Origin of the sequence: Streptomyces sp. NPDC007157, from assembly GCF_040634235.1 — a bacterium.
Lineage (GTDB): Bacteria > Actinomycetota > Actinomycetes > Streptomycetales > Streptomycetaceae > Streptomyces.
The window spans coordinates 104,811-118,006 of record NZ_JBEYFE010000013.1; the positions used below are offsets into that span (position 1 = coordinate 104,811).

Annotated in this window: 12 protein-coding genes; 6 read left to right on the forward strand and 6 right to left on the reverse strand. The window is 71.2% G+C overall.

Going from position 1 to position 13,196, the window contains the following annotated elements; all coding sequences use genetic code 11:
- Positions 1 to 75: 75 nt before the first annotated feature.
- Positions 76 to 849, reverse strand: a complete 774-nt coding sequence (locus ABZ642_RS23965; RefSeq protein WP_360487550.1) for an SDR family oxidoreductase — start codon at positions 847 to 849, stop codon at positions 76 to 78.
- 97 nt (positions 850 to 946) lie between these two features.
- Complete coding sequence (locus ABZ642_RS23970) at positions 947 to 1,615, reverse strand: MOSC domain-containing protein (protein ID WP_360487553.1); 669 nt, start codon at positions 1,613 to 1,615, stop codon at positions 947 to 949.
- A 79-nt stretch (positions 1,616 to 1,694) separates the two neighbouring features.
- Between ABZ642_RS23970 and ABZ642_RS23975 the strand changes: the two genes are divergently transcribed.
- The gene (locus tag ABZ642_RS23975; protein ID WP_360487556.1) at positions 1,695 to 2,594 is read left to right on the forward strand and encodes a LysR family transcriptional regulator; all 900 of its coding nucleotides are present in this window, start codon (positions 1,695 to 1,697) and stop codon (positions 2,592 to 2,594) included.
- An 81-nt stretch (positions 2,595 to 2,675) separates the two neighbouring features.
- On the opposite strand, the gene ABZ642_RS23980 is transcribed toward ABZ642_RS23975, so the two are convergent.
- Entirely contained in the window at positions 2,676 to 3,005 is a 330-nt protein-coding gene (locus tag ABZ642_RS23980) for a WhiB family transcriptional regulator (RefSeq protein WP_351693561.1), read from the reverse strand.
- A 381-nt stretch (positions 3,006 to 3,386) separates the two neighbouring features.
- On the opposite strand from ABZ642_RS23980, the gene ABZ642_RS23985 reads away from it, so the two are divergent.
- The 4 genes from ABZ642_RS23985 (at position 3,387) to ABZ642_RS24000 (ending at position 7,748) form a co-directional block, all read left to right on the forward strand.
- Positions 3,387 to 3,998, forward strand: a complete 612-nt coding sequence (locus tag ABZ642_RS23985) for a response regulator transcription factor (protein WP_003948568.1) — start codon at positions 3,387 to 3,389, stop codon at positions 3,996 to 3,998.
- Positions 3,999 to 4,275: 277 nt separating this feature from the next.
- Entirely contained in the window at positions 4,276 to 4,863 is a 588-nt protein-coding gene (locus ABZ642_RS23990) for a sigma-70 family RNA polymerase sigma factor (protein WP_351693558.1), read from the forward strand.
- Positions 4,864 to 5,015: 152 nt separating this feature from the next.
- The gene (gene guaB, locus ABZ642_RS23995) at positions 5,016 to 6,518 is read left to right on the forward strand and encodes an IMP dehydrogenase (protein WP_360487560.1); all 1,503 of its coding nucleotides are present in this window, start codon (positions 5,016 to 5,018) and stop codon (positions 6,516 to 6,518) included.
- Between the two features lie 105 nt (positions 6,519 to 6,623).
- Positions 6,624 to 7,748, forward strand: coding sequence for a GuaB3 family IMP dehydrogenase-related protein (locus ABZ642_RS24000; protein WP_360487563.1), 1,125 nt, complete (start codon positions 6,624 to 6,626; stop codon positions 7,746 to 7,748).
- A gap of 70 nt (positions 7,749 to 7,818) precedes the next feature.
- Here the strand turns inward: ABZ642_RS24000 and ABZ642_RS24005 are convergent, their stop codons facing one another.
- Together ABZ642_RS24005 and ABZ642_RS24010 are read right to left on the reverse strand one after the other, a co-directional pair.
- Positions 7,819 to 8,415, reverse strand: coding sequence for a hypothetical protein (locus tag ABZ642_RS24005; RefSeq protein ID WP_360487566.1), 597 nt, complete (start codon positions 8,413 to 8,415; stop codon positions 7,819 to 7,821).
- 141 nt (positions 8,416 to 8,556) lie between these two features.
- The gene (locus tag ABZ642_RS24010) at positions 8,557 to 9,765 is read right to left on the reverse strand and encodes a nucleotide sugar dehydrogenase (RefSeq protein WP_360487569.1); all 1,209 of its coding nucleotides are present in this window, start codon (positions 9,763 to 9,765) and stop codon (positions 8,557 to 8,559) included.
- Positions 9,766 to 10,055: 290 nt separating this feature from the next.
- On the opposite strand from ABZ642_RS24010, the gene ABZ642_RS24015 reads away from it, so the two are divergent.
- A complete protein-coding gene (locus ABZ642_RS24015; protein WP_360487572.1) occupies positions 10,056 to 11,762 on the forward strand; it encodes a glycerol-3-phosphate dehydrogenase/oxidase in 1,707 nt (568 codons plus the stop codon).
- 346 nt (positions 11,763 to 12,108) lie between these two features.
- Here ABZ642_RS24015 and ABZ642_RS24020 read toward each other — a convergent pair whose 3' ends face one another.
- Positions 12,109 to 13,152, reverse strand: coding sequence for a serine hydrolase domain-containing protein (locus tag ABZ642_RS24020; RefSeq protein WP_360487575.1), 1,044 nt, complete (start codon positions 13,150 to 13,152; stop codon positions 12,109 to 12,111).
- Positions 13,153 to 13,196 lie beyond the last annotated feature (44 nt).

The window sequence follows — 13,196 nt, forward strand, 5'->3', positions numbered from 1 at the left end:
CCACCGCCTCCGGCCCCCCTGGGTCCGGTACCGTCACGCCCATTTTCCCACCGGGGGCAAGCGGCACCACAGCCGTCACTGCGGCCCGTACTTGCGTCCCGTCTTCGAGGTGATGCCGCCGAGCAGCCCGCGCGGCGCCACCTTCGCCAGACCGGTCAGCACCTTGTACCGCGGGTCCGGGATCGACAGCGACTTGCCGCGCGCGAGGTCGGCGAGCGCCGCCTCGACCAGCTTGTCGGCGTCCAGCCACATCCAGTCCGGGATGTTGTCCGTACCCATCCCGGCCCGCTGGTGGAACTCGGTGCGCACGAAACCGGGCGCCAGGGCCATCAGACGGACGCCGGTCCCCGCCAGGTCGCGGGCCGCGCCCTGGGTGAACTGGACGACCCACGCCTTCGAGGCCCCGTAGGTGCCCCGGGGCACGAAGGCCGCCACCGAGGCCACGTTGACGACACCGCCGCGCCCGCGCTCCCGCATCGCCTCGGCCGCCGCCGACGTCAGCCGCAGCACCGCCTCGCAGTGCACCTTGAGCATCTTCAGCTCGTCGGCCATCGGGACGTCCAGATAACGGCCCTTGTTGCCGAAGCCCGCGTTGTTGATCAGCAGGTCGACCGGGTTCCTGCGGTCGCCGAGGCGGCCTGCGACCGACTCGATGCCGGTGTCCTCGGCGAGGTCGGCGGTGAGCACCTCCGCCTCGATGCCGTGCCGGTCGTGCAGCTCGGTCGCCTGCTCGCGCAGCCGTTTGGTGTCCCGCGCCACCAGAACGAGGTTGTGCCCGTCCGCCGCCAGCCGCCGCGCGAACGCGGCACCGATCCCCGCGGTCGATCCCGTAATCAGAGCCGTTGTCATGGCCCAAGGGTAGTTACCCGGACTGACGGCGTCCGCTGCGCGCACCAGCTCTCCCGAAGGGTGAAGCGCCGGTGAACGACCCGGGAGTGACGGCCGTTCAGTCCTGTCGCGCGGCCACGTACTTCCGGGCCAGCGCCAGCGCCTCCGGGTGCAGCGCCTCGCCCGCCGCGAGGATCCGCGGCAGCAGCTCCCGCTCGGTGGTGGTCGCGCGGAACTCCATCGCCGCCGTCACCCCGTGGGCCGGCCGGTGCACGATCTCGATCGGGTCGCCGGCCCGGATATCGCCCGGTTCGATCACTCGGAGGTAGGCACCGGACGCACCCTTCCGCGTGAACCTCTTCACCCATCCCCGCTCGCCCAGATGGCCCTGGAAGGTACGGCACGGGATGCGCCCGGAGGTGACCTCCAGTACGACCCCGGAACCGATCCGCCAGCGCTCGCCGATCAGCGCGTCCGACACGATCAGCCCGTTTGTCGTGAGGTTCTCACCGAAACAGCCGTTCGGCAGCGGGCGGCCGAGCTCCTTCTCCCAGGCGTCGAGGTCCTCGCGCGCGTAGGCGTACACCGCCTGGTCGTCGCCGCCGTGGTGGCGCAGCTCGCACACCGCGTCCCCGGCCAGTCCGCTGCCCGCGACCCCCTTGGGTCCGGGCGCCTGCACCCGCACCGGGCCGGCCACGGGGCGCTTGTCGATGCCGGTCACGCCGTCCTTCTGGTCCGTGTGGGGCGATGGCGTCGGGATTCCGAGGTTCACCGAGAGAAGCTCCATGGTCCGAAGGTACGGGACCGGCCTCAAAGCGTCGACGCGTTTCGGGGTGCGCTGTCCAAGCCCGCCTTATGCTTCAGGGGTGATAGAGGCCCGTCATCTCCGCGTCCTGCGCGCCGTCGCCACCACCGGTTCCTTCTCGGCGGCGGGGCGTGAACTGGGCTGCACCCAGCCCGCCGTCAGTCAGCAGATGAAGGCCCTGGAGACCTCGGTGGGCACTCCGCTGCTGGTGCGCAACGGCCGTGAGATGCGTCTGACCCAGGCCGGCGAGGCCCTCGTGCGGCACGCCTCCGGGATCCTCGCCGGGCTCACCGCCGCCGAGGAGGAGGTCGCCGCGATCGCCGGCCTGCGCGCCGGCCGGGTCCGGCTGGTCTCCTTTCCGAGCGGCAGCTCCACCCTGGTCCCGACGGCGCTGGCCGCCCTGCGCGCGGCCCATCCCGGCACCCGGGTCTCCCTGGAGGAGGCCGAGCCGCCGAAATCCGTGGAGCTGTTGCGCGCGGGTGACTGCGACATCGCGCTGGCCTTCCGCTACGAGGGTGCGGCGGGCGCCGAGGAGTGGGACGACCTGGTGGTGCGGCCGTTGCTGACGGACCGGCTGGTCGGCCTGCTGCCCGAACGGCACCGGCTCGCACGCGCGGAGTCGGTCGCCCTCGGGGAACTCGCCGACGAGCCCTGGATCGCGGGCTGCCCGCGCTGCCGGGGACAGCTCGTCCAGGCGTGTCAGAACGTGGGCTTCACGCCCCGCATCGACTTCGCCACCGACGACTACCCGGCCGTGGTCGGCCTGGTCGGCGCCGGTCTGGGCGTCGCGGTGCTGCCCCAGCTGGCGATCGAGTCGGTACGTCCGAGAGGCGCGCGCACGGTGGCGCTGGAACCCGCGGTGGTGCGGGAGATCGTCGCCCTCACCCTGCCCGACCTGGCACAGGTGCCGGCGGTGGCGGCGACGCTGGAACAGCTGGGCCGGGCGGCCCAGCGGGCCTAGGAAGGCGGGGCCGACGGGCGGCCCGATCGGCAGCGGTTAGAAGAAACGTTCTTTCAGGTGTGTGCGAGGGAATCGGTTCCTTCAGGTGTGCGGGAGGGGGTCGCCGCTGGTCGTCGAGGCCGACACCAGCCTGTTGCGCGCCCTCCCCATGAGCTCTTCGCGCTCGTCCTCGGTCAGGCCGCCCCAGACTCCGTAAGGCTCGCGGACCGCCAACGCGTGTGCCGCGCACTCCGCACGGACCGGGCACCTCATGCAGACCTCCTTGGCCGAGTTCTCACGGGCACTCCGAGCCGCCCCGCGCTCGCCCTCGGGATGGAAGAAGAGCGAGCTGTCGACCCCACGGCAGGCAGCCAGGAGCTGCCAGTCCCACAGGTCCGCGTTCGGTCCGGGAAGGCGGGAGAAATCTGCCATTACGTGACCCCTTGTAGCCGTTCTGGGCGGATACGGTGCCAACGACCGTACATCTCCGGTCTAGAGAGATGAAAATATGACTCATTGCGAATCTAGCCCCAGACACCGTGAAACGGGAAGAAAAAGGTCTAAATGGGGCATTGGATGTGATGAAAAGTTGAGGGTCTGACGTCCATGTCTGCACCGTGTCCGCGCCCTCACGTAGAGTGCCGAAGACGGCAGGCAGCCCCGTAACTCTTTCGAGTGACCGTCGTTGAGAGTGCGGAGGCGGTTGAAACAACAAGCGCTCGGGCAGGCGTCCGAGACGGTCGACCGCACAGGTGACGATTCCGTACCAGCCTGGAGGCTCAAGGTGACGCGCATCAGCTGCGGAGGGCGGTCATGACATCCGTCCTCGTCTGCGACGACTCCCCGCTTGCCCGAGAGGCGCTGCGCCGCGCGGTGGCGACCGTGCCCGGCGTCGAGCGCGTGACCACGGCGGCCAACGGCGAGGAAGTCCTCCGCCGCTGGGGCGCCGACCGCTCCGACCTGATTCTGATGGACGTGCGCATGCCCGGACTGGGCGGCGTCGAGACCGTGCGCCGGCTGCTGTCGGCCGACCCCGGCGCGCGCATCATCATGCTCACGGTCGCCGAGGACCTGGACGGGGTGGCCCTGGCCGTCGCCGCCGGCGCCCGCGGCTACCTGCACAAGGACGCCTCGCGTGCGGAGCTGCGCGCGACCGTCACCCAGGCGCTCGCGGACCCCACCTGGCGGCTGGCGCCCCGCCGGCTCCGCTCGGCCGAGATGGGCGCCGCGCCCACCCTCACCGCGCGCGAGATCCAGGTCCTGGAAGGCATGAGCCACGGCCGCTCCAACGCCGAGATCGGCCGGGAGTTGTTCCTCTCCGAGGACACCGTGAAGACCCATGCCCGGCGCCTGTTCAAGAAGCTCGGCGCCTCAGACCGCGCCCACGCGGTGGCCCTCGGCTTCCGCTGGGGACTGGTCCGATAGCAGGGCGGTGAGCTGCGCCGCAGCGGGATCGCGGACCGACCGGACGCCCCCGCCTACCTCACGGTGGGCGGGGTCCGCAAGGCGGAGCGCCGCACGCCCGCTGCTCGTTTCGGCGCCGATGCCGCATCCTTGAGGTGTGGAGTCTCTCGGGGACGAGTCGTTCGAGCGGAAGGGGAGGGCGCAAGGGATGAGCTCCGGCGCACCTACTCATAACGCTTCAGTGCACAACGACGGACGCGGTGCCACACCACCGACGGCAGCAGGGCACGATGGACCGATGCGCGACGACGAGGCGGTCACCGCCATAGGGACGATCGGCGCTCTCGTCCACCGCGCCGTCGACGGGGACGAGCAGGCCACGCACGACCTGCTCGCCCATGTCCACCCCCTCGCGCTGCGCTACTGCCGCACGCGCCTGTCCCGCCTGCCGGGCGACGCCCGGCACTTCGTGGAGGACCTGGCCCAGGAGGTCTGCGTGGCGGTCCTCCTCGCGCTGCCCCGCTACCGCGACACCGGCCGCCCCTTCGAGGCCTTCGTCTTCGCCATCGCCTCCCACAAGGTCGCCGACCTGCAGCGGGCCGCGATGCGCCATCCGGGCTCCACGGCCGTCCCCTCCGACGAGATGCCCGAACGCCCCGACGACTCCCTCGGCCCCGAGGAGCGGGCGCTGCTCAGCAGCGACGCCGAATGGGCCAAGAAACTCCTGGCCAACCTCCCCGAGAACCAGCGCGAGCTCCTGCTCCTGCGCATCGCGGTGGGTCTCACCGCCGAGGAGACGGGTCAGATGTTGGGAATGTCACCGGGCGCGGTCCGGGTCGCCCAGCACCGGGCCCTGAGCCGGCTGCGCGCCCTCGCGGAGCAGTAGCCGCACGGTTCGCCGCCCCCGATGAACAGGTGTGCGCTCATTTCCGTACGAACATACGAAGCCTGAAGCTGAGTCGTACCGTGGAATTTGGGGCCTGTGCTTCCCGTTAGCATGGACATCCGCACCGTTCAAGGCCATTTGGGGAAGGTGTCATGACTGCCAACGTCGACGGAGTGCCCGGAAAATTCGCGACACTCGGGCTTACCTACGACGACGTGCTGCTGCTGCCGGGTGCATCCGAGGTGCTCCCGAACGCGGTCGACACCTCGTCCCGCATCTCCCGCAACGTCCGGGTGAACATCCCGCTCCTGTCCGCGGCGATGGACAAGGTGACCGAGTCCCGCATGGCGATCGCGATGGCCCGCCTCGGCGGCGTCGGCGTGCTGCACCGCAACCTGTCGGTCGAGGACCAGGTCAACCAGGTCGACCTGGTCAAGCGGTCCGAGTCCGGCATGGTCACCGACCCGATCACGGTGCGCCCGGAGGCGACCCTCGCCGAGGCCGACGCCCTGTGCGCCAAGTTCCGGATCAGCGGCGTGCCCGTCACCGACCCGGCCGGCAAGCTGCTCGGCATCGTCACCAACCGTGACATGGCCTTCGAGAGCGACCGCTCCCGCCGCGTGCACGAGGTCATGACCCCGATGCCGCTGGTCACCGGCAACGTCGGCATCTCCGGCACCGAGGCCATCCAGCTGCTGCGCAAGCACAAGATCGAGAAGCTGCCGCTGGTGGACGCCGAGGGCGTCCTCAAGGGCCTGATCACGGTCAAGGACTTCGTCAAGGCCGAGAAGTACCCGAACGCCGCCAAGGACGCCGAGGGCCGCCTGCTCGTCGGCGCCGCCGTCGGGGCCAGCCCCGAGGCCCTGGAGCGGGCCCAGGCGCTCGCCGAGGCCGGCGCGGACTTCCTGGTCGTCGACACCTCGCACGGCCACAACAGCAACGCCCTCAGCTGGATGTCGAAGATCAAGTCGAGCGTGGACGTCGACGTGATCGGCGGCAACGTCGCCACCCGCGACGGCGCCCAGGCGCTCGTCGACGCCGGTGTCGACGGCATCAAGGTGGGTGTGGGCCCCGGTTCCATCTGCACCACGCGCGTGGTCGCCGGCATCGGCGTCCCGCAGGTCACCGCCATCTACGAGGCCTCCCTCGCGGCCCGCGCGGCCGGCATCCCGCTGATCGGCGACGGCGGTCTGCAGTACTCCGGCGACATCGGCAAGGCGCTCGCCGCCGGCGCCGACACCGTGATGCTCGGCAGCCTGCTGGCCGGCTGCGAGGAGTCGCCCGGCGAACTCCTCTTCATCAACGGCAAGCAGTTCAAGTCGTACCGCGGCATGGGGTCGCTCGGTGCGATGCAGTCCCGCGGCCAGGGCCGGTCGTACTCGAAGGACCGGTACTTCCAGGCCGAGGTCGCCTCCGACGACAAGCTCGTGCCCGAGGGCGTCGAGGGCCAGGTGCCCTACCGCGGCCCGCTCTCCAACGTGCTGCACCAGCTCGTCGGCGGACTGCGCCAGACCATGGGTTACGTGGGCGCCGCCACCATCGAGGAGATGGAATCCAAGGGCAAGTTCGTCCGCATCACCTCCGCGGGCCTCAAGGAGAGCCACCCGCACGACATCCAGATGACGGTCGAGGCGCCGAACTACAGCCGCAAGTAGTCTCCACGGCCTTTCCAGGGCGGTCCCGGGCGCACCGGGGCCGCCCTTGCCGTACCCGTCGGCGATACTGGAAGACGCTGAAACGAAGAAGGAAAGGCCACAGACGTGACTGAGATCGAGATCGGGCGCGGCAAGCGCGGCCGCCGGGCGTACGCCTTCGACGACATCGCCGTCGTCCCCAGCCGCCGTACGCGGGACCCGAAGGAGGTCTCGATCACCTGGCAGATCGACGCCTACCGCTTCGAGCTGCCGTTCCTGGCCGCCCCCATGGACTCGGTCGTCTCCCCGGCCACCGCCATCCGCATCGGTGAGCTCGGTGGCCTCGGCGTGCTCAACCTCGAAGGTCTCTGGACCCGGCACGAGGACCCGCAGCCGCTGCTCGACGAGATCACCGGGCTGCCCGCCGAGCAGGCCACCCGCCGGCTCCAGGAGATCTACGCGGCCCCCATCAAGGAGGAACTGATCGGCGCGCGCATCAAGGAGGTGCGCGACTCCGGCGTGGTCACGGCGGCCGCGCTCTCCCCGCAGCGCACCGCCCAGTTCTCCAAGGCGGTCGTGGACGCGGGCGTGGACATCTTCGTCATCCGCGGTACGACGGTCTCGGCGGAGCACGTCTCGTCCTCGCACGAGCCGCTCAACCTGAAGCAGTTCATCTACGAGCTCGACGTCCCGGTGATCGTCGGCGGCTGTGCCACCTACACGGCGGCCCTGCACCTGATGCGCACGGGTGCCGCGGGCGTCCTCGTCGGCTTCGGCGGCGGCGCCGCCCACACCACGCGCAACGTGCTCGGCATCCAGGTCCCGATGGCCACCGCGGTCGCGGACGTGGCGGCGGCCCGCCGTGACTACATGGACGAGTCCGGCGGCCGGTACGTCCACGTGATCGCCGACGGCGGTGTCGGCTGGTCCGGCGACATCCCCAAGGCGATCGCCTGCGGTGCGGACGCGGTGATGATGGGCTCCCCGCTCGCCCGTGGGACGGACGCGCCCGGCAAGGGCCACCACTGGGGCATGGAGGCGGTCAACGAGGAACTGCCGCGCGGCAAGAAGGTCGACCTCGGCACGGTCGGCACCATCGAGGAGATCCTCACCGGCCCGTCCCACACCCCGGACGGCTCGATGAACCTCTTCGGCGCGCTGCGGCGGGCGATGGCCACCACCGGCTACAGCGAGCTGAAGGAGTTCCAGCGCGTCGAGGTGACGGTGGCGGACTCGCAGCACAAGCGGTAGTTCCCGCAGGTCGGGCGAAGGGCCGGACACCCGGTTGGGGTGACCGGCCCTTTCGCGTGCCGCGAGCCCGTCAGGCGGCGGCCTTCCTGGTGCCCGAGAACGCCGCCCACCCGGCGATCGCGAAGAAGAGGAAGGTCAGCGGGTCGGCCTCTTCCTTCCACGCGTCCTGGACGGCGCCGAAGTGCTGGAAGAACACCTCGGAGAAGCTCATGTCGAGCTGGTCGGCGCCGATCATCGCCTCACCGACCAGCTGGCCAAGGTAGACGGAGCCGAGCGCGAGGACGGTGCTGACGACGGCGAGCAGCGGGTTGCGGCCGCCGAGCCTGCCGGCCGCGAGGCCTATGACGAAGCCGACGCCGACGGCCGCCCAGCCGATCTCGTGCTTGGTGAGGCCGATGACCATGCCGTAGAGAGCGGCGGCGGCCACGGCCGCGACGACGGCACCGGCCACGCCGAGGGCGACATTGCCCCGGGGCGGCACGGGCGGCACCGGAGGCGGGGGTACGGCGCCGGGCTGGGCGGCGTACGGCGCGGGTGCCTGCTGCTGGGCGAACGGGTTGCCGTCGGCCGGCTGCGGCTGGAGGCGCGGCGCTGACCGGGGCTGTGACGGCGACTGGGGCTGTGACGGCGACTGGGGCTGCGGCGGTGGTGGAGCTGACTGGCTCATGACAGAAAATCCCCCCTGGTGGATCACCGCGCGAACAGCGAGGTGAAAAAACGTACGCACACCTGTGCGACGAGTGGGGGGAGACTAACAGGAGCCTGTGACAGCGCTCCTGGCGATTTCTCCGCGGCCGCGGAGCAGGGCTCAGAGCCGGTGGGCCGCCCCCGTCGGTGTCGCCCCGCGGGTGTCGAGCAGCAGCTGTGCCTTCACCGACAGGCCCTGCAGGTCGTACGTCCGGTGCTGCTGGACCAGGATCGTCAGATCGGCGTCGGCGGCCGCCTCGTAGAGGGAGTCCGCGCGCGGCACCGGGCGGTCCAGGATGTTCCAGGACGCGATGTGCGGGTCGTGGTAACTCACCGAGGCGCCCATTTCCATCAGCCGGATCGCGATCTCGCGGGCGGGCGTGGCCTGCTGGTCGGCGAGGTCGGCCTTGTAGGTGACGCCGAGCAGCAGCACGCGCGCGCCGCGCGCCGACTTGCCGTGCTCGTTGAGCAGGGCGGCGGCGCGCTGGACGACGTATCCCGGCATCCGGTTGTTGACCTGCTGGGCCAGTTCCACCATGCGCAGGCCGCGGCCGGCGGCGCCGGACAGGTCCTGGGCGGCCCCGTGGCCGCCGATGCCGGGTCCGGGGCGGAAGGCCTGGAAGCCGAACGGCTTGGTCTCCGCGCAGCGGATGACGTCCCACAGGTCGACGCCCAGGTCATGGCAGAGGACGGCCATCTCGTTGACGAGGGCGATGTTGACGTGCCGGAAGTTGGTCTCCAGGAGCTGCACGGTCTCGGCTTCGCGCGGGCCACGCGCGCGTACCACCTTGTCGGTGAGCCGGCCGTAGAACGCGGCCGCCGACTCCGTGCACGCCGGCGTGAGACCGCCGATGACCTTGGGGGTGTTGGCCGGGGTGAAGTCGCGGCTGCCGGGATCCACCCGGCTGGGCGAGTAGGCGAGATGGAAGTCGCGCCCCGCGCGCAGGCCCGAGCCCTTCTCCAGCAGGGGCCGCAGGAAGTCCTCCGTCGTCCCCGGGTGGACCGGCGACTCCAGGATCACCGTGGTGTGCGGGCGCAGCCGCTCGGCCAGGGTGCGGGCCGCGGCCTCCACCCGGCTCAGGTCGAGCCCGCCGTCCGCGCCGCGCGGGGTCGGCGCGCAGATCACGGCCGTCCGTACGCGCCCCAGTTCGGCCGGGTCCTTGGCCACCCGGAAGCCCCCCGAGAGCATCCGGCGCAGCTCGGCGGGGCTGAGCGAGCCCGCCTCGGGACCGGTGGCGTACCCGATCGTCGGGATGCCGGCGGCCACGGCGGCCTGGGCGAGGGGCAGGCCGAAGGGACCGAGTCCCATGACGGCGAGGTCTGCGGGCATGGCGTGGGCCGTCCTTCCCAGTAACCGAAGCGGGACAGGTGCGCAAGCCCTGTGGACAGGACGAGCGAAGCGCAATGTCAGACTAGGAGTAAATATGAACGTTATGTGGGATTGTGTACGTGTGTCTTCCGGGGGTTCGGCGAGCGTTGTCCACAGGCTGAGGGCGCGTGGTGGCTGAAGTCGCCCATCGCGGTCAGACTTTGGGCATGGGCCCCGCCTGCCGGGCGTGGCCGATGCGACCGACGACCGACGACGAGCCATGACCCATGGCGGCAGAGCGGGAGGCAGCGGTGAGGACAGCGACACTGGGGCCCAAGCAGCGGGCGGAGTCCTTGGCGGCCATGGCCGAGCGCGAGCTGGACGTGCTGGTCGTGGGCGGCGGAGTGGTCGGCACGGGGACCGCGCTGGACGCGGCCACCCGGGGCCTGAACACCGGCATCGTCGAGGCCCGTGACTGGGCTTCCGGCACCTCCAGCAGGTCCAGCAAGCTGATCCACGGCGGCCTGCGCTATCTGGAGATGCTCGACTTCGCCCTGGTCCGCGAAGCCCTCAAGGAGCGCGGCCTGCTCCTGGAGCGGCTCGCCCCGCACCTGGTCAAGCCTGTCCCGTTCCTCTACCCGCTCCAGCACCAGGGCTGGGAGCGCCTGTACGCCGGCTCGGGCGTCGCGCTCTACGACGCGATGTCCATGGCCAGCGGGCACGGCCGGGGCCTGCCCGTCCACCGTCACCTGAGCCGCCGTCACGCCCTACGGATCGCGCCCGCCCTGCGCAAGGACGCCCTGGTCGGCGCCATCCAGTACTACGACGCCCAGATGGACGACGCCCGCTATGTGGCCACCCTGGTGCGCACGGCCGTCTCCTACGGCGCGAAGGCGGCCAACCGCGCGCGCGTGACCGGGTTTCTGCGCGAGGGCGAACGGGTCGTCGGGGCCCGGGTGCAGGACGTGGAGGGCGGCGGGGAGTACGAGATCCACGCCCAGCAGGTCGTCAACGCGACCGGTGTGTGGACCGACGACACCCAGGCGATGGTCGGTGAGCGCGGCCAGTTCCACGTCCGTGCCTCCAAGGGCATCCACCTGGTCGTCCCCAAGGACCGCATCCACTCCACGACCGGCCTGATCCTGCGCACCGAGAAGTCGGTCCTGTTCGTCATCCCCTGGGGCCGGCACTGGATCATCGGGACGACCGACACCGACTGGGACCTCGACAAGGCCCACCCCGCCGCCTCCAGCGCCGACATCGACTACCTGCTTAACCACGTCAACTCGGTGCTCGCGGTGCCGCTCTCCCGCGACGACGTGCAGGGCGTGTACGCGGGGCTGCGCCCGCTGCTGGCCGGCGAGTCCGACGCCACCAGCAAGCTGTCGCGCGAGCACACGGTCGCGCATCCGGTGCCGGGGCTGGTGGTCGTCGCGGGCGGCAAGTACACGACGTACCGGGTGATGGCCAAGGACGCCGTCGACGAGGCGGTGCACGGGCTCGACATGCGGGTCGCGGAGTGCGTCACCGAGGACGTCCCGCTGATCGGCGCGGAGGGCTACCGGGCGATGTGGAACGCGCGGGCCAGGATCGCCGCCCGCACCGGCATCCACGTCGTCCGGGTCGAGCACCTCCTCAACCGGTACGGCTCGTTGGCGGAGGAGGTCCTCGACCTCATCGCGGCCGACCCCGCCCTGGGCGAGCCGCTCTCGGCCGCCGACGACTATCTGCGCGCCGAGGTCGTCTACGCCGCCTCCCACGAGGGCGCCCGCCATCTCGACGACGTCCTCACCCGCCGCACCCGCATCTCCATCGAGACCTTCGACCGGGGCACCCGCAGCGCCCGCGAGGCCGCCGAACTGATGGCGCCGGTCCTCGGCTGGGACAAGGACCAGATCGAGCGGGAGGTCGAGCACTACGAGAAGCGGGTGGAGGCGGAACGGGAGTCCCAACTCCAGCCGGACGACCTGACGGCGGACGCGGCGAGGCTGGGAGCACCGGACATCGTGCCGCTGTAGGCCTCCTCCTGCGGTCCGGTGGGGGCCTGCGGTTCGGTGGGGCCTGGCGTCCGGTGGGGCCACCCGTCCGTGGGGCCTTCCGTCCGGCGGGCCACCCGTCTGGTGTGGCCTGGCGTCCGGTGGGGGTTACTGGCGGTGGATTCAGCGGTTCCGCGGGCCTCCCGTCCGGTGGGCTTCCTGTCCGGTGGGGCTGGCCGTTCCGTCGGTCTTCTCGTCGCGCCGCGGCGGTGCTCAGCCCTGACGGTGGTGCCCGGCGGTGCCGAACCCGCCTTGCCCCTGCCCGACCGTCCGACATCACCCGATCGAGCGACCAGGGGTCGGGATCTTCCCCCGAACCCCGGCCGTTCTACCTACTGCGAGGGCAGAACTCGGCCGTGAGCAGGGCGGGTTCGAGGGTCGGGTCCGCGACCGCCGTCGTGTTCACGCGGAACGTAAGGACATGCCGGCCGTCGACCGAGGCAGCACTGCGCACATAGCTGCCCGCGATCCGGCCGTTGTGCCCCCACACCGTGGTCCCGCACGACAGCTTCACCGGAAAGATCCCCAGGCCGTACGCCCCATGTGCGGCACGGGTGCTGAGCATCTCGCGCAGCCAGTGCGAGGGCAGCAGCTCGCCGCCCAGCAGCGCCGCGTAGAAGCGGTCCAGGTCGTCGAGCGTGGTCACCAGCTCACCCGCGGCGCCGGCCACGCGCGGGTCGAGCTCGGTGACATCGGAGCCGTCGGCCGCGTAGGCACGGCCGTGCGGCGCGGGCAGCGAGGCCCGGGCACCCGGAAAGGACGTGCCCGTCAGACGGAGGGGAGTGATGATGCGGCGCCGCGCCTCGGCGGCGTACGAGTGACCGGTGACCTGGCGGACGACCATGCCGAGGACGACGTAGTCGGTGCTGGAGTACGAGAAGCGGCCGAGGCCGGTCGAGGGGAGGGCGAGCGAGATGCGTACGGCCTGAAGCGGGGTCAGGGGGACGGCCCCCCGGGTGACCTCGGTGAAGTCGGCGAGCCCGCTGGTGTGGCTGAGCAGGGCGCGCAGGGTGATCCGCCGCCCGTCGGTGTCCCGTCCGCGCAGCAGTCCCGGCAGATGACGCTCCACGGGATCGGACAGGGACAGCCGGTGTTCCGCGGCCAGTTGCAGGACGACGGTGGCGATGAAGGTCTTGGTGATGCTGCCGGCGCGGAAGTGGTCGGCACGGGCGATGCCCGGGCCGGCGGCCGCGTAGCGGACGTCGCCGCCGTGGTGGTCCAGGAGCGCCGCGGCGGGCGCCCGGCCTTTGATGACGAACTGTGACAGGAATGGGTCCGTGGCCTTCGCCGAGGACGCGGAACCGGTTGCCGCGGGTGCCAGCAGCAGGGCAAGAGAGGCCGGTATGGCCACCAGTGTCCGAAGCGTGGGCATCCGGATTCCTCCCTTGTCGCGGCCCATCATCCCGGCTTGCGTGA